The sequence below is a fragment of the Rhizobium sp. 862_C5_N1_2 genome (genome assembly GCF_051811205.1).
In the GTDB taxonomy this organism is placed as follows: Bacteria; Pseudomonadota; Alphaproteobacteria; order Rhizobiales; family Rhizobiaceae; genus Rhizobium; species Rhizobium leguminosarum.
In genome coordinates, this window is sequence record NZ_JBPWPT010000001.1 from 1,697,630 (window position 1) to 1,721,038 (window position 23,409).

Annotated in this window: 17 protein-coding genes, 5 tRNA genes and 1 pseudogene; 12 read left to right on the top strand and 11 right to left on the bottom strand. The window is 60.0% G+C overall.

Annotated features, from left to right (window positions below):
• Nucleotides 1–13 precede the first annotated feature (13 nt).
• Nucleotides 14–772: a DsbA family protein gene (locus ACD590_RS08630; protein ID WP_028732029.1), complete on the bottom strand. Its 759-nt coding sequence runs from the start codon at nucleotides 770–772 to the stop codon at nucleotides 14–16.
• 207 nt (nucleotides 773–979) lie between these two features.
• On the opposite strand from ACD590_RS08630, the gene ACD590_RS08635 reads away from it, so the two are divergent.
• The gene (locus ACD590_RS08635) at nucleotides 980–2,137 is read left to right on the top strand and encodes a pyridoxal phosphate-dependent aminotransferase (RefSeq protein ID WP_439002436.1); all 1,158 of its coding nucleotides are present in this window, start codon (nucleotides 980–982) and stop codon (nucleotides 2,135–2,137) included.
• 39 nt (nucleotides 2,138–2,176) lie between these two features.
• Here the strand turns inward: ACD590_RS08635 and ACD590_RS08640 are convergent, their stop codons facing one another.
• Entirely contained in the window at nucleotides 2,177–3,517 is a 1,341-nt protein-coding gene (locus tag ACD590_RS08640) for a DUF2778 domain-containing protein (RefSeq protein ID WP_028732027.1), read from the bottom strand.
• 209 nt (nucleotides 3,518–3,726) lie between these two features.
• Complete coding sequence (locus tag ACD590_RS08645) at nucleotides 3,727–5,562, bottom strand: PHA/PHB synthase family protein (protein ID WP_439003520.1); 1,836 nt, start codon at nucleotides 5,560–5,562, stop codon at nucleotides 3,727–3,729.
• A gap of 149 nt (nucleotides 5,563–5,711) precedes the next feature.
• On the opposite strand from ACD590_RS08645, the gene ACD590_RS08650 reads away from it, so the two are divergent.
• From ACD590_RS08650 to recJ, 5 genes are all read left to right on the top strand, one after another.
• The gene (locus ACD590_RS08650) at nucleotides 5,712–6,125 is read left to right on the top strand and encodes a hypothetical protein (RefSeq protein WP_027684875.1); all 414 of its coding nucleotides are present in this window, start codon (nucleotides 5,712–5,714) and stop codon (nucleotides 6,123–6,125) included.
• A 221-nt stretch (nucleotides 6,126–6,346) separates the two neighbouring features.
• Entirely contained in the window at nucleotides 6,347–7,564 is a 1,218-nt protein-coding gene (locus ACD590_RS08655) for an LL-diaminopimelate aminotransferase (RefSeq protein ID WP_018445590.1), read from the top strand.
• 61 nt (nucleotides 7,565–7,625) lie between these two features.
• Entirely contained in the window at nucleotides 7,626–8,951 is a 1,326-nt protein-coding gene (locus tag ACD590_RS08660; protein ID WP_115157606.1) for a homoserine dehydrogenase, read from the top strand.
• A gap of 160 nt (nucleotides 8,952–9,111) precedes the next feature.
• Nucleotides 9,112–9,354, top strand: a complete 243-nt coding sequence (locus tag ACD590_RS08665) for a hypothetical protein (protein ID WP_193443343.1) — start codon at nucleotides 9,112–9,114, stop codon at nucleotides 9,352–9,354.
• 185 nt (nucleotides 9,355–9,539) lie between these two features.
• A complete protein-coding gene (gene recJ, locus ACD590_RS08670) occupies nucleotides 9,540–11,342 on the top strand; it encodes a single-stranded-DNA-specific exonuclease RecJ (RefSeq protein ID WP_018241846.1) in 1,803 nt (600 codons plus the stop codon).
• 24 nt (nucleotides 11,343–11,366) lie between these two features.
• On the opposite strand, the gene ACD590_RS08675 is transcribed toward recJ, so the two are convergent.
• Nucleotides 11,367–13,346: a glycosyltransferase family 1 protein gene (locus ACD590_RS08675; RefSeq protein WP_247266173.1), complete on the bottom strand. Its 1,980-nt coding sequence runs from the start codon at nucleotides 13,344–13,346 to the stop codon at nucleotides 11,367–11,369.
• Between the two features lie 248 nt (nucleotides 13,347–13,594).
• Between ACD590_RS08675 and ACD590_RS08680 the strand changes: the two genes are divergently transcribed.
• Nucleotides 13,595–14,704: a DegT/DnrJ/EryC1/StrS family aminotransferase gene (locus ACD590_RS08680; RefSeq protein ID WP_026188378.1), complete on the top strand. Its 1,110-nt coding sequence runs from the start codon at nucleotides 13,595–13,597 to the stop codon at nucleotides 14,702–14,704.
• Between the two features lie 419 nt (nucleotides 14,705–15,123).
• Here ACD590_RS08680 and ACD590_RS08685 read toward each other — a convergent pair.
• From ACD590_RS08685 to gloA, 5 genes are all read right to left on the bottom strand, one after another.
• Nucleotides 15,124–15,198, bottom strand: a tRNA-Glu gene (locus ACD590_RS08685).
• 176 nt (nucleotides 15,199–15,374) lie between these two features.
• Nucleotides 15,375–15,449 (bottom strand) — tRNA-Glu (locus ACD590_RS08690).
• 76 nt (nucleotides 15,450–15,525) lie between these two features.
• Nucleotides 15,526–15,600, bottom strand: a tRNA-Glu gene (locus ACD590_RS08695).
• A 197-nt stretch (nucleotides 15,601–15,797) separates the two neighbouring features.
• Nucleotides 15,798–16,865, bottom strand: a complete 1,068-nt coding sequence (locus ACD590_RS08700; RefSeq protein ID WP_247264301.1) for a YcbK family protein — start codon at nucleotides 16,863–16,865, stop codon at nucleotides 15,798–15,800.
• Between the two features lie 166 nt (nucleotides 16,866–17,031).
• Nucleotides 17,032–17,472, bottom strand: coding sequence for a lactoylglutathione lyase (gene gloA, locus ACD590_RS08705; RefSeq protein WP_247264304.1), 441 nt, complete (start codon nucleotides 17,470–17,472; stop codon nucleotides 17,032–17,034).
• Between the two features lie 195 nt (nucleotides 17,473–17,667).
• Between gloA and ACD590_RS08710 the strand changes: the two genes are divergently transcribed.
• Nucleotides 17,668–18,246 (top strand): cold-shock protein, encoded by a 579-nt coding sequence (locus tag ACD590_RS08710; protein ID WP_018241851.1) that lies wholly within the window; start codon nucleotides 17,668–17,670, stop codon nucleotides 18,244–18,246.
• 1 nt (nucleotide 18,247) lies between these two features.
• Nucleotides 18,248–18,736, top strand: a complete 489-nt coding sequence (locus ACD590_RS08715; protein ID WP_018445583.1) for a DUF192 domain-containing protein — start codon at nucleotides 18,248–18,250, stop codon at nucleotides 18,734–18,736.
• A 61-nt stretch (nucleotides 18,737–18,797) separates the two neighbouring features.
• Here the strand turns inward: ACD590_RS08715 and ACD590_RS08720 are convergent.
• Nucleotides 18,798–18,874, bottom strand: a tRNA-Pro gene (locus tag ACD590_RS08720).
• Between the two features lie 659 nt (nucleotides 18,875–19,533).
• Here ACD590_RS08720 and ACD590_RS08725 point away from each other — a divergent pair.
• The 3 genes and pseudogenes from ACD590_RS08725 (at nucleotide 19,534) to ACD590_RS08735 (ending at nucleotide 20,715) form a co-directional block, all read left to right on the top strand.
• Complete coding sequence (locus ACD590_RS08725) at nucleotides 19,534–19,839, top strand: ETC complex I subunit (RefSeq protein ID WP_018241855.1); 306 nt, start codon at nucleotides 19,534–19,536, stop codon at nucleotides 19,837–19,839.
• Between the two features lie 57 nt (nucleotides 19,840–19,896).
• Nucleotides 19,897–19,973, top strand: a tRNA-Arg gene (locus ACD590_RS08730).
• Nucleotides 19,974–20,141: 168 nt separating this feature from the next.
• A pseudogene (locus tag ACD590_RS08735) lies at nucleotides 20,142–20,715 on the top strand (AAA family ATPase).
• 228 nt (nucleotides 20,716–20,943) lie between these two features.
• Here the strand turns inward: ACD590_RS08735 and ACD590_RS08740 are convergent.
• Nucleotides 20,944–23,025, bottom strand: a complete 2,082-nt coding sequence (locus ACD590_RS08740) for a choice-of-anchor Q domain-containing protein (protein WP_247264264.1) — start codon at nucleotides 23,023–23,025, stop codon at nucleotides 20,944–20,946.
• Between the last annotated feature and the right edge of the window lie 384 nt (nucleotides 23,026–23,409).

The window sequence follows — 23,409 nt, forward strand, 5'->3', positions numbered from 1 at the left end:
CGCTTTGGTTTGCTCAGCAGGCGGTCTTGCCGCAGCTGCGCATGTTCTTGACCTTGGCTTCGAGATCGTCGAGCCCGACGGCGCCTGGCACCAGTTCGTTGCCGATCACGTAGGACGGCGTGCCGCTGATGCCGAGACTGGAGGCGAGCTGGTAGGTCGCCTGGACGATTCCGTCATTCGGGCTCTTTGCCATCTCGGCGCGGATCTTGTCCTCGCTGACGCCGAGCGAAGTAGCGACAGCGATCGCTGTTTCGTCGGAGGCGCGGCCTTCGGTGCCGAGAAGGGCGACGTGGAAATCGGCATATTTCTCCGGTGCCAGCTTGCGGAAGGCGTCGGCCACCTTGTGGGCGGCGACCGAATCAGGCCCGAGGATCGGGAATTCCTTGAGGACGAAACGGACGTTCTTGTCCTTTTTCAGCATGGCCTGCATGTCGGGAAGCGCATGACGGCAGTAGCTGCAATTGTAATCGAAGAATTCGACGACAGTGACATCGCCCTTGGGATTGCCGAGCGTGACGTCGTTCTTCGACTCGAAGATGTCGGTGGTGTTTTCTTCGATCGCCATATTGGCCTTCACCAGGCGCTGGGCTTCCTGCTTCTTCTGCAGCGCATCCTGGACTTCCAGCATGATCTCGGGATTCTCGATCAGGTATTGCTTGATGAATTCGCCGAACTCCTTCTTCTGCTGGTCGTCGAGCGCTGCCGCCGGAAGCGGAAGGGCGATCGATGCGGCCAGCGCCAGTGCGGTGAAGGTTTTCGAGAAGAAGGCCATGATATCCTCGTCATCGGCAATGTGGTCGTCTTGGTCAAGAAGACCATCGCCGGGTTATGGACTTGAATGCGTCGCGTCAAGGTACGGTGCGTTCGGTTCTGCTCAAACAGGAATTTTCACCCCCGCGCGACCCTCGCGGGATTGTGATGAGCCGATTAATGCGGCAATTGTCTGGCCGTCATTGAAGAAGCCAAGTGAGAAACGATCTTGTTTTCCATATCGAAACGCAGCGAAGTCGAGCCTTTTCACGCCATGGACGTCTTGGCGGAGGCGACGAAGCGGCGTGCGGCCGGCCATCCCGTGATCTCGATGGCGGTCGGTCAGCCCTCGCATCCGGCACCTCAGGCGGCACTCGAAGCGGCGCGCGCAGCCCTTGCCGAAGGCCGGATCGGTTATACCGATGCGCTGGGAACGGCGCGGCTGAAATCGGCGCTCGCCTGGCACTACAGGGACCGCCACGGCCTGGAGATCGATCCCACGCGCATCGCCATCACCACCGGCTCCTCGGCAGGTTTCAATCTCGCCTTCCTGTCACTCTTCGATGCCGGCGATGCGGTGGCGATCGCAAGACCTGGTTATCCCGCCTATCGCAATATTCTCGGCGCGCTGGGCCTGAAGGTTCTCGAAGTGCCGGTAACGGCCGAGACCCACTTCACCCTGACGCCGCAAAGCCTCGAGGCCGCACAGAAAGAAAGCGGCATGACGCTGAAGGGCGTGCTGCTCGCAAGCCCCGCCAACCCGACCGGCACCGTGACCGGCCGCGATGGGCTGCAGGCGCTTGCAGATTATTGCGCGGCCCATTCCATCGCCTTCATCTCCGATGAAATCTACCACGGGCTGACCTTCGCCGGTGAGGAGACGAGCGCGCTGGAACTGACCGACGAGGCGATCGTCATCAACTCCTTCTCCAAATATTATTGCATGACCGGTTGGCGAATCGGCTGGATGGTGCTGCCGGCACGCCTGGTGCGGCCGATCGAGCGGGTGGCGCAGAGCCTCTACATCTCCCCGCCGGAGCTCTCCCAGATCGCCGCCACGGCCGCTCTGAGCGCTGGCGCGGAGCTCGATCGTTATAAGGCGAGCTATGCCACCAACCGCGACTTGCTAATGCGGCGACTGCCGCAGATCGGGTTTTCGATCGCGTCGCCGATGGACGGTGCGTTCTACGCCTATCTCGACGTCACCCGCTTCACCAATGACAGCATGGGCTTTGCCAAACGCATGCTCGCGGAAATCGACGTCGCCGCGACGCCCGGTCTGGATTTCGATCCGCTGGAGGGAAATCGAACCCTGCGTCTGTCCTATGCGGGCTCGCAAGCGGAGATCGCCGAGGCGGTGGAGCGAATCGCAGCCTGGTTGAAGTAGCGTCCGCTGCCCGGCAAGCGGCAGTGCGCTCTCCAATCCTCAACTGCGTCGCGAAAACAACGAAGCAAAGGTCGAAGACGGTTTGTTGTTCAGCCGCGGCACCACCACGAGCTGCTTGATGTCGCCGCGCTTGTAGGCGGCGAGGAAACGGCGGTAGTCCTTGAAGGAGACACAGCCGTTGGAATCGCCGTTCTTGCCGAGCATGTAGGTATGGGCGAGAAGGCCGACACGGTCATAGATGGCGTCCGAACCCTCGACCGGCGTCAGCCGCAGCGCCTCGACACCATGGAAAAGGCTCTCGCGCATGGTGAGGACATAGGTGTGTGGCGGCGTTGGTCCGCGCATCTTCTTGTTCACGAAACGCGGGTTGTCGCGCATCTTGCCGAGCCCGGAATGGGCCTCAAGCCGTTCGCCGTTCGGCAGGTAGACGGTGCTGTTTTCGATATCGTAGATCGCCACGCCTGCGCGCAGCTTCGGCGAGAAGACCGGCTTGTCGTAGCGCGGCACTGCGTCGTCCTCGTCATCCTCGATCGGCGAGTTCGGCTGGGCATAGGCAAGCGCTGGCTCACCAGAACGCTGCGAGCCCTTGGAGGCCAGTGCCGGTTTGCCGATGAGGCCATCAGGACGTGCCATCGGCAGCGGCACGGAACCTTCGTCCGGCGCCAGCACGAGATCGAAGGGTGGCGCGTCATCTGCGGCGGCAACGACCACCGGTGCAGGTTCCGATGCGGGAATGGAGGCCGTTCTAACAGGAGGTGTGGTTGGCTCGACCGGAGCCGGCGCGATTTGCCGGGATCCGGCATCGGCAAGCGCAAGCAGGGCCGGGAGTTCAACTGCGGCGACGGCCTCCTTCGAGGGAACGATGATCCGGTCGCCGTCGTCTTCTTCCGTCTCTGCCGAGGCGAGTTCGACCGGCGGCGGCGCGATCACATCGTCCTTGCGGAATTTGACGCTATCGGAAATCGCGGCCACGACCGGCTGCTCGACAGCCATGGCGAGCCGATTGTTTTTGGCGAGAACCGCGAGCGCCGTTGCAGCGGCGGCGGTCTTTTCGGCATGGGATTGAATGAGGCTCGCCGTCAGCGGTACCTTCGGCTTCGCATCGAAGGCAGCCAGCCGATCGGCCTTGCCGACATGGATCAGCCGCTCATGGTGCGGTGACGGAGCCACCTTCGGCGCAGTGCCGACCTGTGCCAGGCGATCGGACGGAGAATAGGGAGCGGCTATCGAGTGCATCGTCGCGAAGGTCGCGATCAGCCATGTGGAGGTCAGAAATCCGGCGCCGACAACACCGTAAAGGAAACCGCGAGATCTGCGCCAACGGAAAGCAGATCCGCCAAGAAGGGTGACGTCATCGAACGTCCCGACCGCACACGCCATACTACACTCGTCTTTCAAACTCGCTACGCAGGCCGGCGGCACTGACTGACTTAACTTCGCCGGGGCCGGTACAGGCGCAAATGGGCCGAATTTAGACCACCCACGACGTCCGACTGTCTCGCAAGGATGACGAATTATGGTTTCTAATTTGTTTACGCGGCGTTGCAGTTTTTCACGACGTCTCAAAAAGAGATGCGTTGGGCCGCCTCTCAGGCGCGCTCCATCACATAACTTCCAGGCGCTTCCTCGATCGCGTTCAACGCATCGCCGCCGGGTTTGCGCGGCTGCACCCGTCTGCCGTCATGCGTCTCGATCCAGGCCTGCCAATGCGGCCACCATGACCCCGGGGTCTCCGTCGCCTGGTCGAGCCAAGTCTCGTAGTCTCCCTTGGCGGGGCCGCCCGTCCAGAATTGATACTTCTTCCTGTCGGGCGGATTGACGACGCCGGCGATATGTCCCGAGCCGGTCACGACGAATTCCACCTTGCCGCCGAAGAACCGGCTGCCGAGGAAGACGGACTTGGCAGGTGCGATGTGATCCTCGCGGGTGGCGAGATTATAAATCGGGATCTTCACGTCCTTCAGCGACACGGGCTTGCCATCGAGGATCATCTCGTTCTGCGTCAGCGCATTATTGAGGTAGCAATTGCGCAGATAGAAGGCATGGTTTGCCGCCGCCATGCGGGTCGAATCGGCGTTCCAGAACAAGAGGTCGAAGGGCAGGGGATCCTGGCCCTTGAGGTAGTTGTTGACGAAGTAAGGCCAGATCAGTTCCGAGGCGCGCAGCATGTTGAAGGCCATCGACATCTTCGTGCCGTCGAGATAGCCGGCCGCCTGCATATGCTCTTCGAGCGATTCAAGCTGCTCCTCGTCGACAAAGACCTTGAGGTCGCCGGCATGGGTGAAATCGACCTGGGTGGTGAAGAGTGTCGCGGTCTTGATGCGCTTGTTCTTCTCCTTGGCATGCAGCGCCAGTGTCGCGGCCAGCAGCGTGCCGCCGACGCAGTAGCCGACGGCGTTGACGTCCTTCTCGCCGGTTGCCTTCTCGATCGTTGCGAGCGCGAAATCGATGCCTTCGCGGGCATAAGCCGTCCAGTCCTTCTCGGCGTGGCGCGCATCCGGGTTGACCCAGGAAATGACGAAAACCGTCTGACCCTGGTCAACGCACCATTTGATGAAGGATTTTTGCGGGTTGAGGTCGAGAATATAGAACTTGTTGATCCAGGGCGGGCAGATCAGCAGCGGTCGCTTCAGCACGGTTTCGGTCGAAGCCTCGTACTGGATGATCTGGCAGATGTCGTTCTGGGCGATCACCTTGCCTGGCGTCAGCGCCATATCGCGGCCGACGGCGAATTTCGTCATGTCGGTCTGGCGAAGACGAAGGTCGCCATGTCCGGCAGCGATATCCTCGGCCAGCATCTTCATCCCGCGCACCAGATTGGCGCCGCTGGTCGCGATCGTCTCGCGGTAGAGCTGCGGATTGGTGGCGATGAAGTTGGTCGGCGAAAGCGCTGCGGTGATCTGCTTCACGTAGAAGCCGGCCTTGTGCTTGGTGTGCTCGTCGAGGCCATCGGTCTCCGAGACCATCTTTTCCACCCAGTCGGTCGTGACGAAATAGACCTGGCGGAGAAAATCGAAGAACGGATTCTTCTGCCAGTCCTCGTCCGAGAAGCGCTTGTCCTTGCGGGTGTCCGGCTCGGGAGGCGTGGGATCGCCCTGCATTCGTTGCATCGAGCGCATCCAGATGCCGAAGAACGAGGACATCAGCTGTGTCTGTGCCTCAAAAGTGCGGCGCGGATCGGAAATCCAGTATTCGGTGACCTTGGAAAGCGTCTTGACCATGTCGGTCATCGGATCGACGGTGCTTTCGGTGATCTCGCCGCGTTCGCGCGGCGCAAGCCAGGCAGACGCTGCTTGTCCGAGATTTTCGAGCGCCCGAGCGAAATTCATCGCCATGGCCTCAGGATCCTTCAACAGATAGGGATCGAGATCGGTCGCGTCGAAGCCGGCCTTGCCGCCATTCTCCTGCTTGCTGTCGGTCACCATTTCCTCCGGCGGCAGCACCACTCTTTTTATCCGTTCGTTGTACATCGTGATTGAACGAGAAAACAAGTTCCACCCGCATCGGCTCATGCTATTGCTTTGTGGCTGCGACAAATTTAACAGTCGAAGCAGTCAGAACTGGATTTTGAGGCATGACGAAGAACGGCATTCGGCGCATCGCAACCTTCAACCGCACCGCACTGATCTGCGCCGCGGCGGCGATGGCCCTTGCCGGATGCAATCTGACGGCGGAACAAAAGGCCGCTGCCGCTGCCAAGCGAGCGGCGCCGACCGCCGTCGTCATGCCGGCCACCAAGGGCGAGGCGGTCGAAGGTGGCCTTGCGAAGTCACCGGACGGCTATCCGAATTTCGGCGCGCCGCTGACGGCCGCCAACGTCCAGATGAGCGACGAGCAGGCTGCCGAACTGCAGCATCAGCTGACGGCACTTGCCGCTCGGCGCAAGGCCGGCACAATCTCGGAGGCCGAATATCAGGCCAAGGTCGCTGAAATGCGGCGTCTCGCCGCCGAGCACGGCACTGATACGCTCTCCGAAATCTCCAAATAGACCTTGCCTTTCAGGCAATTTGGACGCAAAGCCTTCCGGATGGATCGGAAGATATAATTTTCCCGATAAAGCGCGTTACGCGGCCTTTCCGTCAAAGATTTGCCGCGTCGCTTGGGTCTGATGAATACGGCGTTGCGATTCTGAAGTTCGTGTCGCAGCCGCCGGGAGACGGAACGAACTTCGACAGCGGCCCGAAATGCCGCCTTTCCATGGGGAATGAGATGGAAGAGTTTCACAAAGTCCGGCGTTTGCCGCCTTATGTTTTCGAACAGGTCAACCGTTTGAAAGCAAGCGCGCGAGCGGGCGGCGCCGATATCATCGATCTCGGCATGGGAAACCCCGACCTTCCCACTCCCCAGTCGATCGTCGACAAGCTGTGCGAGGTCGTGCAGGATCCGCGCACGCACCGTTATTCCTCTTCCAAGGGCATTCCGGGCCTGCGTCGCGCCCAGGCCGCATATTATGCCCGCCGTTTCGGCGTCAAGCTCAACCCGGATACGCAGGTGGTCGCCACCTTGGGCTCCAAGGAAGGCTTCGCCAACATGGCGCAGGCAATCACCGCGCCTGGCGACGTGATCCTCTGCCCGAACCCCACCTATCCGATCCACGCCTTCGGCTTCCTGATGGCGGGCGGCGTGATCCGTTCCATGTCGGTGGAGCCGGATGCGAGCTTCTTCGAGCCGCTCGAACGCGCGGTCCGGCATTCGATTCCGAAGCCCTTAGCGTTGATCCTCAACTACCCCTCGAACCCGACGGCCTTTGTCGCGACGCTCGATTTCTACAAGGACGTCATCGCCTTTGCGAAAAAGCATGACATCATCGTGCTCTCCGACCTTGCCTATTCGGAAATCTACTTCGACGGCGCTCCGCCGCCGTCGGTTCTCGAAGTGCCGGGCGCAATGGACGTGACTGTCGAGTTCACCTCGATGTCGAAGACCTTCTCCATGCCCGGCTGGCGCATGGGCTTTGCCGTCGGCAACGAGCGGCTGATCGCGGCGCTTACCCGCGTCAAGTCCTATCTCGACTACGGCGCCTTCACGCCGATCCAGGTGGCGGCGACGCACGCACTGAACGGCGACGGCTCCGACATTGCGGAAGTCCGCAACGTCTATAAGCGCCGTCGCGACGTCATGGTCGAAAGCTTCGGCAAGGCCGGGTTCGACGTGCCGCCGCCGGCTGCCACCATGTTTGCCTGGGCGAAGATCCCCGAAAAGTTCCGTCACCTCGGTTCGCTGGAATTCTCCAAGCTGCTGGTCGAGAAGGCCGACGTCGCCGTTGCCCCGGGCATCGGCTTCGGCGAAATGGGCGACGACTACGTTCGTCTGGCACTTGTGGAGAACGAACACCGTATCCGCCAGGCAGCGCGCAACATCAAGAAGTTCATGTCGACGGCTGACGAGACAATGCACAACGTCATCTCACTGAACGCACACCGCTAATCCAACCGTTGGGCAGCCGCGTCATGCGGCTGCCGCCACACAGACATTTCAGGATCGATCCATGGCAGATGCCCTCAAAATCGGCATTGCGGGCTTGGGCACCGTTGGCGCCTCGCTTGTCCGCATCATTCAGCAGAAAAGCAACGAGCTTGCCGTCACCTGCGGACGTCCGATCACCATCACGGCGGTCTCCGCGCGTGACAAGGCGAGGGACCGCGGCATCGATCTTTCCACTGTTACCTGGTTCGACCGGCCGGAAGAGCTTGCCGAAAAGGGCGATATCGACGTCTTCGTCGAGCTGATGGGCGGCGCCGAAGGAGCTGCCAACATCTCTGTACGCGCCGCACTCCAGCGTGGTCTCCATGTGGTGACAGCCAACAAGGCGCTGCTTGCCTATCACGGCGTCGAGCTTGCGACGATCGCCGAGGAGAAGGGGTCGCTGCTGAACTTCGAGGCGGCGGTCGCCGGCGGCATCCCGGTCATCAAGGCGCTGCGTGAATCGCTGACGGGCAATTCCGTCTCGCGCATCTATGGCATCATGAACGGCACCTGCAATTACATCCTGACCAAGATGGAGAAGGAGGGACTTTCCTTCGCCGAATGCCTCAAGGAAGCGCAGCGGCTGGGTTATGCCGAGGCTGATCCGGCCTTCGATATCGAGGGCAATGATACGGCCCATAAGCTTTCCATCCTGACGACGCTCGCCTTCGGCAATCAGATCGCAGCCGACGACATCTATCTCGAAGGCATCACCAACATTTCGATCGAGGATATCCACGCCGCTGCCGAGCTCGGTTATCGCATCAAGCTGCTGGGCGTTGCCCAGCGCACCGATACCGGCATCGAGCAGCGCGTCCATCCCACCATGGTGCCGGTCGATTCGGTCATCGCCCAGGTCGACGGCGTCACCAATGCGGTGGCGATCGAATCCGACGTGCTCGGCGAACTGCTGATGGTCGGCCCCGGCGCCGGCGGCAATGCCACGGCCTCGTCGGTGCTCGGCGATATCGCCGATATCGCCAAGAGCCAGCCGGGTGCCCAGCGCGTGCCGGTGCTCGGCCATCCGGCAACGACGCTTGAACCCTACCGCAAGGCGCAGATGCAGAGCCACGAGGGCGGCTACTTCATCCGGCTGACCGTGCTCGACCGCACCGGCGTCTTTGCCAGCGTCGCAACCCGCATGGCGGAAAACAACATCTCGCTGGAATCGATCGTTCAGCGCTCCAAACAACATCTGGCGCCATCGCACCACCAGACGATCATTCTCGTCACCCACGCAACGATGGAAGAATCGGTGCGCAGGGCGGTCGCCTCGATCAAGTCGGAAGGTTATCTCTTCGGCGAGCCGCAGGTCATTCGCATCGAACGGCCGAAAGAGGAAGGCTGAGCCTTTTTCCCGTCCCGGAGGACCGTTAAGCCGCCCTGTCTCTGCAGGGCGATTTTTCTGTCATTTGTTCAACCTTCCCTAGCGGAAGTCTATATTAACAGATACCGAAATATTGATATAACTAAACCTAAGATGGTGAGTCGTCTGGGTGGAGAATTTCATGAGCAAGGACAGCCACGCCGGGAAAGGGTATGGCTACCCGAGCGACGTGCCGCCGAACCATCCTGATAAGCCTGAGGAAATCCCCAAGCCGGCCTACAGTGAAATTCCTCAGGAGGTCTCTGAGGAGGCTGATGGCGAAGAAAACACGGAAGGCCGCAACTGGGCCATTCTGCTGACGCTATTTTCCGTCATGCTGGTGCAACTGGCCGGCATCGCCCTGATCGTCTGGGCGGTATTCTGAACCGTGTCGCGATCTTTCAGATTCGCTCGCGCTTTACGGGCTTAATTTCTACGCATGTCGTTATCGCAAAACCGCTGCACGCTTTTGCGCGACATGCTTTGGTAAAAACCCGTGTCTGCAAATCCATCGCTATGTTATCTCCGCTGCTCCTGTAGAAAGAGCAGATGAAGTCAGCGGAGTGTGGCATGGCAGATCTCGTCGATCCGGTACAGCGCGCGTTTCTCGGTGTGGAGAAATCCGCGCTCGACAATCGCTGGGTGGCGCGGCTCGACCAGGCAGGGCAGAACCGCGCACTGGCCATGTCGCAGATCCATGGATTGCCGGATCTGATCGCCCGGGTGCTGGCCGGGCGCGGCGTGACGGTAGACGAGGCGATCGAATTCCTCGATCCGACGATCCGCAGCCTGATGCCCGATCCTCATAAGCTGACCGATTGCGAAAAGGCGGCGATCCGCCTGGTGAGTGCCATCGAGCGCGGCGAGAGCGTCGCGATCTTCGGCGACTACGATGTCGACGGCGCGGCCTCCTCGGCGCTGATGTACCGTTTTCTCAGCCATTTCGGCGTCAGGGCGACCATCTATATTCCCGATCGCGTCTTCGAAGGATACGGCCCCAATCCGGCGGCGATCAATCAGTTGATCGACAATGGCGCCCAGCTAATCGTCACCGTCGATTGCGGCTCCACCAGTCACGAGGCGCTGGCCGCCGCTGCTGCGCGCAATATCGATGTCGTCGTCATCGATCACCATCAGGTGACACATGAGCTGCCGCCCTGTCATGCCCTCGTCAACCCGAACCGTGAGGACGATCTCTCGGGGCAGGGGCATCTCTGCGCGGCCGGCGTTGTCTTCATGGTCCTGGTCGCAACGCTGAGGCTGCTGCGCGCGGCCGGCAACAAGCGGATCCTGGCGATCGACCTGCTGCAATGGCTGGATATCGTCGCACTTGCGACGGTCTGCGATGTCGTGCCGCTGAAGGGCCTCAACCGCGCTTATGTGGTGAAGGGGCTGGTCGCCGCCCGGCACCAGAGCAATGCCGGGCTTGCCGCACTCTTCCGTAAGGCGGGGCTTGCAGGCCCGGTGACACCCTATCATTTCGGCTTCCTGATCGGCCCGCGTATCAATGCCGGCGGGCGGATCGGCGATGCAGCACTCGGAAGCCGCCTGCTGACGCTCGACGACGCCGGCGAGGCAGAGGTGATCGCGCAGCGCCTCGACGAGCTCAACCGCGAACGCCAGGCGATGGAGGCCGTCATGCTGCAGGAGGCGGAGGCCGAGGCGCTCGCCGAATATGGCGACGGCGAGGGCGCTTCCGTCATCGTCACTGCCCATGAGAAATGGCATCCCGGCATCGTCGGCCTGATCGCGGCACGGCTGAAGGAGAAGTTCAAACGGCCCGCCTTCGCAATCGCCTTCGATCCCTCCGGCCGCGGCACCGGCTCGGGCCGCTCCATCAACGGCTTCGATATGGGCAGGATGGTGCGAGCTGCGGTCGACGAGGGGATCCTCGTCAAGGGCGGCGGCCACGCCATGGCCGCCGGGCTGACGGTCGAGCGCGCCAATCTCGGCAGGCTGAGGAGCTTCTTCACGGAGAAAGCCACAAAGACAGTGGCCAGCCTTGTCGCCAACGAGACACTGAAGATCGACGGCGCGATCGGTGCAAGCGGCGCCACGCTCGAACTCATCGACCGCTTGGAGGCCGCTGGCCCCTATGGCTCCGGCCACGCCCAGCCGCTCTTTGCCGTGCCGGCGCATCGGGTGCGCGACGCGCGCCTGGTCGGCGAGAAACACGTGAAGGTGACCCTGGAGGCAATGGACGGATCGCGGCTCGATGGCATCGCCTTCCGCGCCGCCGATACGGCGCTCGGCAATCTTCTCATCAATTCACGCGGCGCCAGCCTTCATGTCGCGGGTTCGCTCAGTGCCGAGCATTATCAGGGTGCGCGCCGCATCCAGCTGCGCGTCTGCGACGCAGCTCCGGCGCGGTAATCTGCCATTCGGAAGAGAGTCTCGTCAGGTACAACCGGCGGTCATGACGCTCATCAGCATGTCCGCTTGCGACCGGCTCTCCATGGCAGCAAAGCCCTTCGCGGCGATGGAATCACGCTCGGCGGTATCTGCGATCAGCTTGTGGCAGCGCTCGATCATCTTGTCATAGGGCTCGACCGCCAGGCCGCCGCTGAAGGGCTGGAGATCCGGGTCGCGGATATCGCCTTCGGTCAACACGCAGACGCGATTGGCGAGCAGATAGGAAATGCGCACGATCTCGAAAACGCCGCTCGCATAATGATGAATGTTGATGACGATCTTGGAACGGGCAATCGCCGCATCGCGTTCCGCGCCATAGATGTTGAAGAGGTGCGCGACCTTAAGCCCGCCTTGCTCCAGTGTCTTCAGGATATGGTGGCGGCGTTCGTTCATCGAGCCGTAGAAGAGCACGTCGATATCTTTGACGGGGGCGTGTTTTATCTGGCTGAGGCAGCGGCTATAGCCGATTTCGAGCACGCCAGCATGATCAATGCCCTTGGCGGCGAGATTTTCCCGGTTGCGCGGGCTGTAGTCGAGAACCGGAAGTGACTTCAGGATCGAGGTGTAGCGCGAATTGATCCAGATGCTTTCTTCGGACACCTGCTCAAGATTGATGACGACGCTGTCCTTCGGCAGATGGCTGACGATTTCGGTGGGGAGAAGGTTGCCGCCATAGATGATCGGCGCACGGCCGGCGAATGCGTTCATGTCGCGGACGATCGGTGCCGAGCCGCCGAGTTCCTCGAAGGCGCCCCGGAGGCCGAGCGCGACTTCGTCGAAGGCGTGGCTGTGATTGTAGTTGGCGGGCGTCACGATCCAGATGCAATGACGGTCCTTATGTGCCTGCCATCCGCGGGCAAAGGGCTGCAACGGGTTGCGGAGCGGCTGCACGATCTTCGGCGCGGCTGGTATTGCGGGTCTTTCCGTCCGAGCCGGCTGCTGCGGCACGGGAGAGGCGCCTGAAGCCTGCGGAGCATAGGCGCGCATCAATTCGCGGCGGCCGATGAATTGGCCGCGCGGCATCCAGGCGGGCGGATCATCACCCCCCCAGATCAGATGCGGCTGCTTGATGAGTGGCTGGCGGCCTTCCTGCCACGAGGTCAGGAGAGCCTGGTCACGGCTCTGCAGAAAGGCTTCCTTGGCTGCGAAGAGACCATGCAGCATACGGCCGAGGCGGACACCGAACTTCCATTCGAAATCGGCAACGGTCGGTACGAAGGCGGCGATCTTCATTCCGGAGGTGGCAGCCTGCTGGACATAGAGGCCGAGCAGACGCTCGATCACGAAGGGCCGCATCTTCGCGTTGGCATCGCGTGAATAGTGAGCCACACCGGCATAGGCGGTCCCCGCCGGCGAGCCGGCGAGCGCTTCGCTTTCCAGCGATTCGAGAATGCGTTCGCAAAAAGCGAAATACCCGGACCAGAATTTCCGGTTGCCGCAGAAATAGTTGCAGAACATGAAGGCCGTCTTGTCCTGCGGCGGCGCGATCGGATGACCGAGCTCCTGAATATGCAGGAAGATCGGGTCCATACCGGGATGACCGCCAAGCAGCGAATGTTCCCAAACGTTGCTGTAGATCGCCGCGTGGCCGATCAGCGGATTGTAAAGATAGGCGTCCGCACCTTCCGCCCTGGCCTTTTCCGCCTCCGTGACGAAGGACGGGAAGCTCGTCACCGACTTCATCTCGAATTTGCTGGAGAGCAGCCCCCAGAACACGTCGTCGCCGAGGCCGATCGCCTCGTGATGCTGATGCAGGATGTGGAAGAGCTCATATTCGCGGGTCGTAGCCTGCGTATTGAACGAAATGTCGAGCGGCACGGCAGCCGCATCCAGCTGGCTGCGCTGCGAAGGATCGAGATAGGGCTGATAGACAATGACAGACCCTGTGCTGGCAGCTTTCTCCGTGAGAAGTGCCAGATCAGGAAGACCGGACGGCAGAGCGGCAATGGGCTGATTGATCGTCAATGAATCGTCCTTCGTGAATTGCCGCCGTCTCCATGATTCACGAAACGGCATTCGGGCTGGTTTGGGTGCCGACTATTGGACGTGAAGCTTGCGCCACACTGTTGGCAGGAATTTCGCTAGAACAGGATGTCGTCCGAAAACCGCTGACACTTTTCGGCATCATGTTCTGGTCAGCCTGGGAACAGGTTAGGCCGTGATGTTCGTACCAGGCCCATTGCGCGATAATGCCCAACCTCCTGGACGGCGTCATGAAAAACGAAAAGATCTATGTAACGAAGCCCAGCCTGCCGCCGCTCGAAGAATTCATTCCGTCGCTGGAAGCAATCTGGAACAATCGCGTCCTGACCAATGGCGGGCCATTCCACCAGCAGCTGGAGCAGGAGCTCTGCAACCATCTCGGCGTGAAGCACATCAGCCTCTTTTCCAACGCCACGGTCGCGCTGCTGACGGCGCTTCAGGCGCTCCGCGTCACGGGCGAAGTCATCACCACGCCTTATTCCTTCGTGGCCACTTCGCATTCACTTCTCTGGAACGGCTTAAAGCCCGTCTTCGTCGACATCGATCCGGTGACGCTCAATGTCGATCCAGCGAAGATCGAGGCGGCGATCACGCAGCAGACGACGGCGATCATGCCGGTGCATTGCTACGGCCACCCTTGTGACGTCGATGCTATCCAGAAGATCGCCGATCTCTACAATCTGAAGGTCATCTATGACGCCGCCCATTCCTTCGGCGTGGAAGACGAGCGGGGAAGCATTCTCAATCACGGCGACCTTTCCATCCTGAGCTTCCATGCGACGAAGGTTTTCAACACATTCGAAGGCGGGGCCATCATCTGCCCGGATGTCAAGACGAAGACCCGCATCGACCAGCTGAAGAACTTCGGTTACGTCGACGAAGTGACCGTGGTGGCGCCAGGCACGAACGGCAAGATGAGCGAGTTCAACGCTGCGCTCGGCCTGTTGCAGCTGAAATACATCAAGCTCGCGCTCGAAAGGCGTGGTTTGATCGACAGTGCATATCGTGAGCGGCTCCGCGGCGTGGCCGGCATAGAATGCCTGGACCGTTCCGGCGAGACCGTCTCCAACTTCTCTTATTTCCCGATCCTCGTACGCCCTGACTATCCCATTTCACGCGATGGGCTCTATGAACGGCTGAAGGAAAACAGCATTCATCCGCGCCGCTATTTCTATCCGCTGATTTCAAGCTTCTCGATGTACCGCAGCCTGCCTTCCTCGCAGCCCTCGAATCTGCCGGTCGCAACCGAGGCCGCACAGCAGGTGCTCTGCCTTCCCATCTATCCGGACATGGAGATGGAGATCGTCGACAAGGTCTGCGCGCTGATCGAGTCGGCTTAAAAACACGGTATTCCGACAGTCATCTCGCACCGCTAGGCCGACCGGGCCTAAAATCATCCTGTTCTAGCCGCCTCACTTGTCATCAAAGACTTGAAGCGCGAGTTCTGCCTGCCAGATAAGAAATCGCGAGCCGGCGCATTGCAAGTGGCTGCTCATACGAAAGCGGCGTGACCATCGATCACGCCGCTTTCTTCATCTCATAGACGCTAGATTAAAGCGCCAGTTGCGGAGGTCGGATGCGAAGCATCTCTCCAGCCCCGCCGGCGAGTGCGGTGATCGGCGCTCCGAACGACCGAAGTACACCACTTGCCATGATCATAGAGCGCGGACGTGAGGCGAGGCTTGCGCAGGAGGGGCACAAGCGGCAAATAAGGCCGCTAATCTGGTCCGAACAGATGGATGAATCTCTGGAAGAAAAGTGGCACGCCCTAGGGGAGTCGAACCCCTCTTCCCAGAATGAAAATCTGGTGTCCTAACCGATAGACGAAGGGCGCTTCCTTCGTGGTGGCGCCCTTATAGTCAGCACCGTCGAAGGCCGCAAGCGCCAAGGCGCGAAAAAATCATCGTTTTCGCCGATTTATTTCGGCTGTGGAAAACCTCGTATCGTGAGGCGACGGTGCCGGGAAAGATAAGCAAGCGGGCTGGTTTAGGCGCCATTAAGCAGGTCCGCTGGTACGCCCTAGGGGAGTCGAACCCCTCTTTACAGAATGAGAATCTGTCGTCCTAACCGATAGACGAAGGGCGCGCAGCCAGCGTCGTTAAAATAGGAGCGCGCGCCGGCTTCTGCAAGCGGATGTGATGGCTTCTATGTGGAGAGAAAGTGGCACGCCCTAGGGGAGTCGAACCCCTCTTCCCAGAATGAAAATCTGGTGTCCTAACCGATAGACGAAGGGCGCTTCCTTCGTGGTGGCGCCCTTATAGTCAGGCGTTTTGAATCCCGCAAGCGGCAATTGCGGTTTCTTTCAAAAAAATGACAGGAAATCCGAGTGCGTTTGAGAAGCCGATTATTGAAGCTGAATCAATAGGCTGTCGGTTGTTTCTTTATCGAGACGAGGCGGCGCTGCCGTAACGTAATGCGAAAATCGCGCGGTGGTCAGATCGCTCTTGCGGTCGTTATGGGTGCTCGCTTGCCGCCGCAGCCCCAGTTCCAGTCACGGGTTTTGCCGGTATCGAGGTGGACCGAATCCGTATGGCAATAGGTGCCGACGCCGCCGCGGTCCGGCAACGAGCGGATATAGGCGGCGATATCCCATTTCGTCACACCGTCGATCTGGATGTCGGCGGCCTCGCAGCTCTTGTGCATCGATTCGTCGGCACCGCCGACGAGGCGGTTATGCTCCTCGTCGCGATAGCCGGAGGTGACGATAACCGGTCGGCCGAAATGGCTTTCGACCGTCTTGATGACTTTCAAGAGGTCGGGCTTGAAGCAGCCGACCTCGACCTTGTCGTTTTGCAGATGCAGCCCATTCGGCGCGATACGCGTCATGCCGGGCAGGGCGGCCTTGTGCAGCAGGCCGGAGAGACTGCCGAGCAGGTTCTGCTTCGGCGCGCTGTAGAGGGCATTCATTGTCGAGGCCGGAATGCTGCCCGTCGTCAGTGACGCCGTTTGCACGGGCGCAAGCTGCGTGCCGCTATTCTGCGAGGATTGCTGCGGCAGCACCGGTTCTGCCGGCTGTGTGGGCGCGGGCGGCTGGCTGTAGACGCTGCTTCGCGCCGGCGCTGCACCTTCCACCGGCGCATAGGCCTGCGGCTGAATGACGGTGGACGTGCTGTTGTTCTGCGGCGCCGGCTGGTGATCGGAAAAGATGCTCATCGCCTGCGCGTTGATCCGGGTCGACTGCAGGACCAGCCCGCCAATATTGGCGGGCGCTGCCGTTGCCGAACCGGCGGGCGGGACGGCGGCATTCGGATCTTGTGCCACGACCTGAGGCGCGCCCTGGGCGCCGGAGACGTTGACGAGCCGGGGATCTGTATAGACCGAACGTGGGGCAGGGCTTGCAGCCGTTGCCGTGGCAAGCTGTGGTGCTGCGGTCGGCGCTACCGGAGCCGCTGCGGCGGATTCGAGCGCCTTCTTGTCCGACGCGCAGCCGGACAGCGCCAGCACCGAGGTGGCGATCAGCAAAGCGCCCGTTACGGGCATCCGCATCTGCATGTTAGGCAAGCGACAGTCTCCAGTTGATGCGGAAAATCGGCGAAAAACGCTTCTCTTCTGCTTCGAGTCGCCAGGAGATTGCCTGCGGGGCTGGATCGCGGCAAGCGCCAAGGCGCCGGCCGGACCCGAAATCGAAAAAGCCGCAAGCCTCGCAAAAGCCTTGCGGCGAAAACCCTTACCAGGCGCCGGTATTGCCCATCGAGGCCCAGGGTTCGGTGGCCGGAAGCGGGCTGCCCTTTTGCAGGATTTCGATCGAGATGCCGTCGGGCGAGCGCACAAAGGCCATGTTGCCGTCGCGCGGCGGCCGGTTGATAGTGACGCCGTTGTCCATCAGATTCTGGCAGGTCGCGTAAATATCGTCGACCTCATAAGCGAGGTGGCCGAAATTGCGTCCTCCGCTATAATCTTCCGTGTCCCAGTTGTAGGTTAGTTCGAGGCAGGGAGCTTTTTCGCTGCGCGCACGGTCGAGATCGTCGCGAGCGGCCAGAAAAACCAGGGTAAAGCGGCCTTTCTCGTTTTCGTGGCGGCGAATCTCCTCCAGCCCGAACAGCGTGGTGTAAAAAGCGAGCGAGGCGTCTAGGTCTTTGACGCGTACCATTGTGTGGAGATAACGCATTCTATCTACTCCTTTATTGGGGCTGGCTTTTTTCAGCAAGCCGAGGTCAGCTTCGGGCAAGTCATCTTTATAAAATGTGCAGCTGGGAATAACCGAAAACTAGGACTTGCGCTTATCCGTTACCAAGATGTTAATCTTGATTTGAAGAATCAGTTAACCGTAACAGTGTGACGCGTATTCGAGGGGCTGGCGACAATGGCTGATAGGATTTCATCGAACGAATACTCCGACCTCGACGAGCTATCGGGAGAGCCAGTCGATCTTGTTGAAATCACCGGCGTCGTCAAGTGGTTCGACGTCGCCAAGGGTTTCGGCTTCATCGTGCCGGACAACGGCTTGCAGGATGTTCTCCTGCACGTCACCTGCCTGCGTCGCGACGGTTACCAGACGATCCTCGAGGGAACGCGCATCGTCGCACTCATCCAGCGCCGCGAGCGCGGCTACCAGGCTTTCAAGATCCTCTCGATGGACCAGTCGACCGCGATTCATCCCTCGCAGCTGCCGCCGGTGCGCACCCATGTGCAGGTCACCGCGACGAGCGGACTCGAGCGTGCGCTGGTCAAGTGGTTCAACCGCACCAAGGGCTTCGGCTTCCTGACGCGCGGCGAGGGCACAGAAGATATCTTCGTGCACATGGAAACGCTCCGCCGCTTCGGCCTGACGGAACTGCGCCCCGGCCAGGTGGTTCTTGTCCGCTTCGGCGACGGCGAAAAGGGCCTGATGGCCGCTGAGATCCATCCCGACGTTCCGAGCCCGGCCAGCCGGTCTCACTAATATGAGCAGCCTTACCCTGTTTCATGCCATCAGAAGCGCCATATTGGCGCTTTTTTTCATGGTCGCGCTGCCGGCTTTGGCCGAGGAGCAAATGCGGTTCGACAAGGAGCCGCTGCTCATCCAGACCGCTGCGGGCAAGGTGCTGCATTTCACCGTCGAGATTGCCTCGACCCCTGATCAGCGCGCCCGCGGACTGATGTTTCGCAAGGTCATGGCCGACGATGCCGGCATGATCTTCGATTTCGATGAGCCGCGGCGCGTCACCATGTGGATGGAAAACACCATCCTGCCGCTCGATATGCTCTTTGCCGATGACACCGGCACGATCCGCCACATCAAGGAAAAGGCAGTGCCCTATTCGCGCGACATCATCGATTCGATGAGCGCGGTGAAATACGTCGTCGAACTCAATGCCGGCATCGTCGCCAAACTGGGAATCAAGCCGGGCGACAGGATCGTCAGCGCCACGACGACGAAGAAGGCGAAGTAGCGCGCGCGACCGTGAGCAGCGGTGCGCCTGTCAAGGAATTCAATTATATCGGGATATTGAATGGTCGGAGTGGAGAGATTCGAACTCCCGACCCTCTGGTCCCAAACCAGATGCGCTACCAGACTGCGCTACACTCCGTACCGTGAATGGCAGGGGAGATACACGGTTCACTTCGCCGTCGCAACCCATAAATCCAGCTCTGGCCGAAGATTCCTCGCCGGACCTGTGGATGCAAGACAGAAAAATCTTGATAGGTCGCCAGTCTGCTTGCCGGGCGCACGAGTCCATCCGACTGGCGCAATTGGACGTCAGGACAAGGCTGCCTCAGCCGTGGGCGATCAGGCCGATATATTGAGCATAGCTGATGGCAACGTAGAAGAACGCCGTGATGCTCGCGCCAATCACAATGGCATTGAACTCCGCCGAACGTTTGATCATGAATGCAAATCCACTGAAAGCGATTGAGCCGTAAACTAGTGCCGAGGGCGGGCAGCGGCAATCGGGTTGTGATCAAAACATGAGACAATCGGTAATATTGCGCAATCCGGGTGGAAATCCGAGGTTTCAAGAGATGGCTGCCGCCATCTCCGTCGATATCCTTGTTTCCCAAATGCATCGGCTCGTTATGGAGTCGCCAGCAGCGTCGTACACCGCCTTTTTTCTTGAAAAAGCGGGGATTCGCGGCTAAGCAAAATTCATCTCTTTGCGTTATCTCTAGCGATGAAGCAAAAGCCCCGGAAACGGGGATCGAGCCATGTAAGGCGGGCGCTGCCCGCATAGTCGGAGACGCTGCAGTCATGTCTGCCAAGATCTATCGTCCAGCCAAGACCGCCATGCAGTCCGGCAAGGCCAAGACTCATCTCTGGGTGCTTGAGTTCGATCAGGAGTCGCCGCGCAAGATCGATCCGATCATGGGCTATACCTCCTCCGGCGATATGCGCCAGCAGGTGAAGCTCACCTTCGAATCGCAGGAACTCGCCGAAGCCTATGCCCAGCGCAACGGCATCGAATACCGCGTCATCGCGCCGAAGGACCCGACACGCCAGGTTGTCGCCTATCCCGACAATTTCCGCTATACCCGCACGCAGCCCTGGACGCATTGAGATTTCTCGTCCAGATATGCCGCATCCGGTCGCGCTCATGAGACGCGGCCGCCGGACGGCCCCTTAGCTCAGCTGGATAGAGCACCTGCCTTCTAAGCAGGTTGTCGCAGGTTCGATTCCTGCAGGGGTCGCCATTTTTCAAGTGTCCATCCATGCAGCATGCCTTTCGCCAAACAGGTAGAGCGGCTTCCGTAAAACGAAGCTGCTGGGCCGTGGACCGTCTATCCGATTGGAACATGCATTTACGGCCATGTCTTCGGGCGACATGATTATCAACGAAAACTATGTAGGTGTCGCGAAAGATGGGTGTCCGCATCGTGCTCATAGGCTTCCCGGGCGTTGGGAAGTTGACCATCGCGAAAGAGTTGAGCGCCATGGTTTCGGCAAAAATTGTCGACAACCACCGGGTCAACAACCCGATTCTGCGTCTGCCGGATGAGGATGGAACGGCCCCGTTTCCAAAGGGAATATGGGAGTTTACAGGTCGAGTTCGACAAACCGTCCTTGATGCAATCACCGCTTACGCGCCGTCCGCCAATTTCATTTTCACGCATGCCGGCTTGGATGGTGATGAGCGGAGCCTTCGTACCTTTCAACAGATCGCCGGTGCTGCCGAAGGCTGCGACGCCGTTTTGGTGCCGGTGCGATTGCTGTGATGAAGAGGAGCTGGCTCGCCGGGTTTCGAACCCCGAGCGACGCCAAAGGTTGAAATCCACGGATGTGGCAGCCTCGAGGGATCGCAGTCGGAGGGCGGGGGTTTTCGATCCACTCCACCCAAACACATTGGTGCTCGACGTCACTTCCGCATCACCGGGAAAAACGGCCAACACGATCCGAGAGCATATTCTAAAGGTCCTTGGCGACCTGTCAGCCTGAAATTCGTCGGAGTTGATTCTATTCGCGCTACGATCGTCGATACGCCTGATGGCGGGAGGTGAGGCGTTCTGACGAGCTATCGGTTTACGCAAAGCCGGCCCGAAAGGCCGGCTGACGCCTGCCGAAAAATCGCAGCGCGCGGATGGGGCTCCCTCATCCGCGCGCCGAAGTAGCCGACTTTTGCGGCCAGCGTGTTGTGGCGATCGGACGACCGCCACAACGCTATCGTTACAGGAGAAAATCGCCTGCCCCCAGGTGGACGAGGCCCTTCAGCTGAACCTCGAAGTCATGAATGCCGTCGCCGTTCGTGTCGGCCTGGATAACGGTAACATCGCTCGCGGATCCGGCGTTGTCGTCATAGTGCCAAGCGAGCGCGCCAGCCTTGTGATCGAACAAGGCATTCTCCTGTGCCTGGAAATGGAAGGTACCATTGCCCGCCGCAGAGCCATTCGCATCGATCGCCGAGATGTCGATCTTATCGACGCCGTGCTGGAAGTCGGTGATGACGTCGCGGTTCAAGCCGGACCCGGTTTCCGTCGGTGCCTTCAAGATAAACGTATCCTCACCGATGCCACCGGTCATAATGTCCTTTCCGGCACCACCAATGAGGACATCATTGCCGGCGCCGCCGTCCAGCTTGTCCGCGCCAGCCCCGCCAGTGAGAACGTTGCCGCCGCCGTTGCCGCCGGTCAGTACGTCGTTGTAGCTTGAGCCGGTCAAGTTTTCGATGCCGGCGATCTTGTCGCCGGTCGCCTGACCGCCCGATGCGACCTTAGTCGCCAAGTTGACGTTGACCGCGTCGGAGCCCGCATAGCTGGCCGTGTCATTGCCAGTACCGCCGTCGAGCACGTCCGCGCCGGCCCCGCCCTTCAACACGTCACTACCGCCGAGACCCTTGAAGGTTTCGTTGCCGCCGTTGGACTGGCCGGTGTGCGGCAGGATGTCGTTACCGTTGGTGCCGATGAATTCCTTTGTCGGCGCCGTTGGCGTTGTCGGTTGCGTCGGCGTGGTCGGCGTGGTCGGCGTTGTCGGTTCCGTCGGGGTGGTTGGCGTTGTCGGATTCGTCGGCGTGGTTGGCGTTGTCGGTTGCGTCGGCGTGGTTGGCGTTCCCGGTGTCGCACTGGAGCCCGATTCGTAGGCACCCATATCGACAGTTCCAACGACGCGAGCGTGGCCGTCCAGATCGACCGAGCCGACGCCGTACTTGGCGGTTCCGCCGTCGATCGCTGCCGAGCCGGAGCCGAGGTGGAAGTTGTCGCTCGCTGCTCCCAGGAATTTCGGGTCGACGCCGAGCTTGTTGCCGTTCGCCGTGCTCGGCATAGCGTTGCCGCCGTCGGTCCTGACCGAGGCCTGGCCGGCCGTGCCGTTGTAGGTGTCGTTGTTGGCCCAGACGACGTTGGCGTTGGTATAGCCGCCGTACGACGTGTTATCGACCGCAGTGTTGTTCTTGTTCACCGACGGGTCGGCTACGGCGATGTTGTTGATCCAGGTGTTGTTGCTGGACTGCGCGTTGCTGAGTTCGCCGCGCCAGGTGCCGTCGTTCAGCAGGTCCTGATTGTTGTGGTATGCGGTGTTGTTTTTCACCGTGACGGAGTCGCTCCAGGTAACTTGGATGCCTTTGCTGCCGTTCTCATAGACGAGGTTGTTGTCGACCAGGGTCTTAAACGTGTAGTTCGGATGACCGCTCGTCTGCGTGCTCTGGAAATCGTCGATGATGATGCCGTTGCCATCGGTGTGCGCACCCGACTTCGTGACGTTGTCGTGCGAGATGTTGTTCCGGATGATGTTGCGGAAGCTGCCATCGTCCGGCGCCCCGGTGATATTCCGGTTCTGGTAGAGAGAGATGCCTGAAAACCAGCCAGAACTCGCATTTTTGTAAGTCTCGTTCCCTTCGATCGTGATGAAGTCGGATCCGGCGAAGGCGATGCCGGACGCACCGTTGTCGTGGGAAACGTTATTGGCGATCCTCACATGGTGGACGCCATCACCAACAATGCCGTGCGAAGCGCTCCCGTAGACCTCGAAGCCCTCGACCGCCACATAGTTAGCAGTGATGTTAATACCATTTGCGCCGCCCGACGCTGAGTGGATCACCGCTCCACCCGGTACCTCCGACCGCAAGGTAATGTAGCCGGCGGCGGAACCATCCTTGTACATGTTCACCGACTCATTATAGACGCCGGCGCGCACCACAACCTCGTCGCCGGGCTTAAGGTCCGACGCCATCGCGTCGCTGATCGTGTGAAAAGGAGACGTGGCACTGCCGTTACCGCCGCCGCTGCTGCTCGAAGCTACGTAGTATGTCGTCATGGTCTTGTTCCTCAACCTTAGCGTTGTCTTTGCCGGTTACTATTTTTAGTTAATCAGGCGTTACGGCGGGGGGTTATAGGGCGACATTCTGGAAGGCGCAACAGCAACGCGACAGTAAGTGCTTGAGAAACATAGCCATATTGCTGCCACATTATCCCGATCACTCCGAAGTTACATTTTGAAATATTTGCGGAAATTCGAGTCGCCCAAATTACGGCAGTATAAAGGTCCCGCATGCCGAGAATTATTCTTTCTGCAACTATAGCGAAACGCATCCATTGAAAACATTAGAAAAACCCAGGGGGCGTGACTGGATTCCTCTCGCCAAAGGCGGAATCGACATTTTTTGTGAATTTCGCAATTTTGGGCAGCGTCGCCTTACCA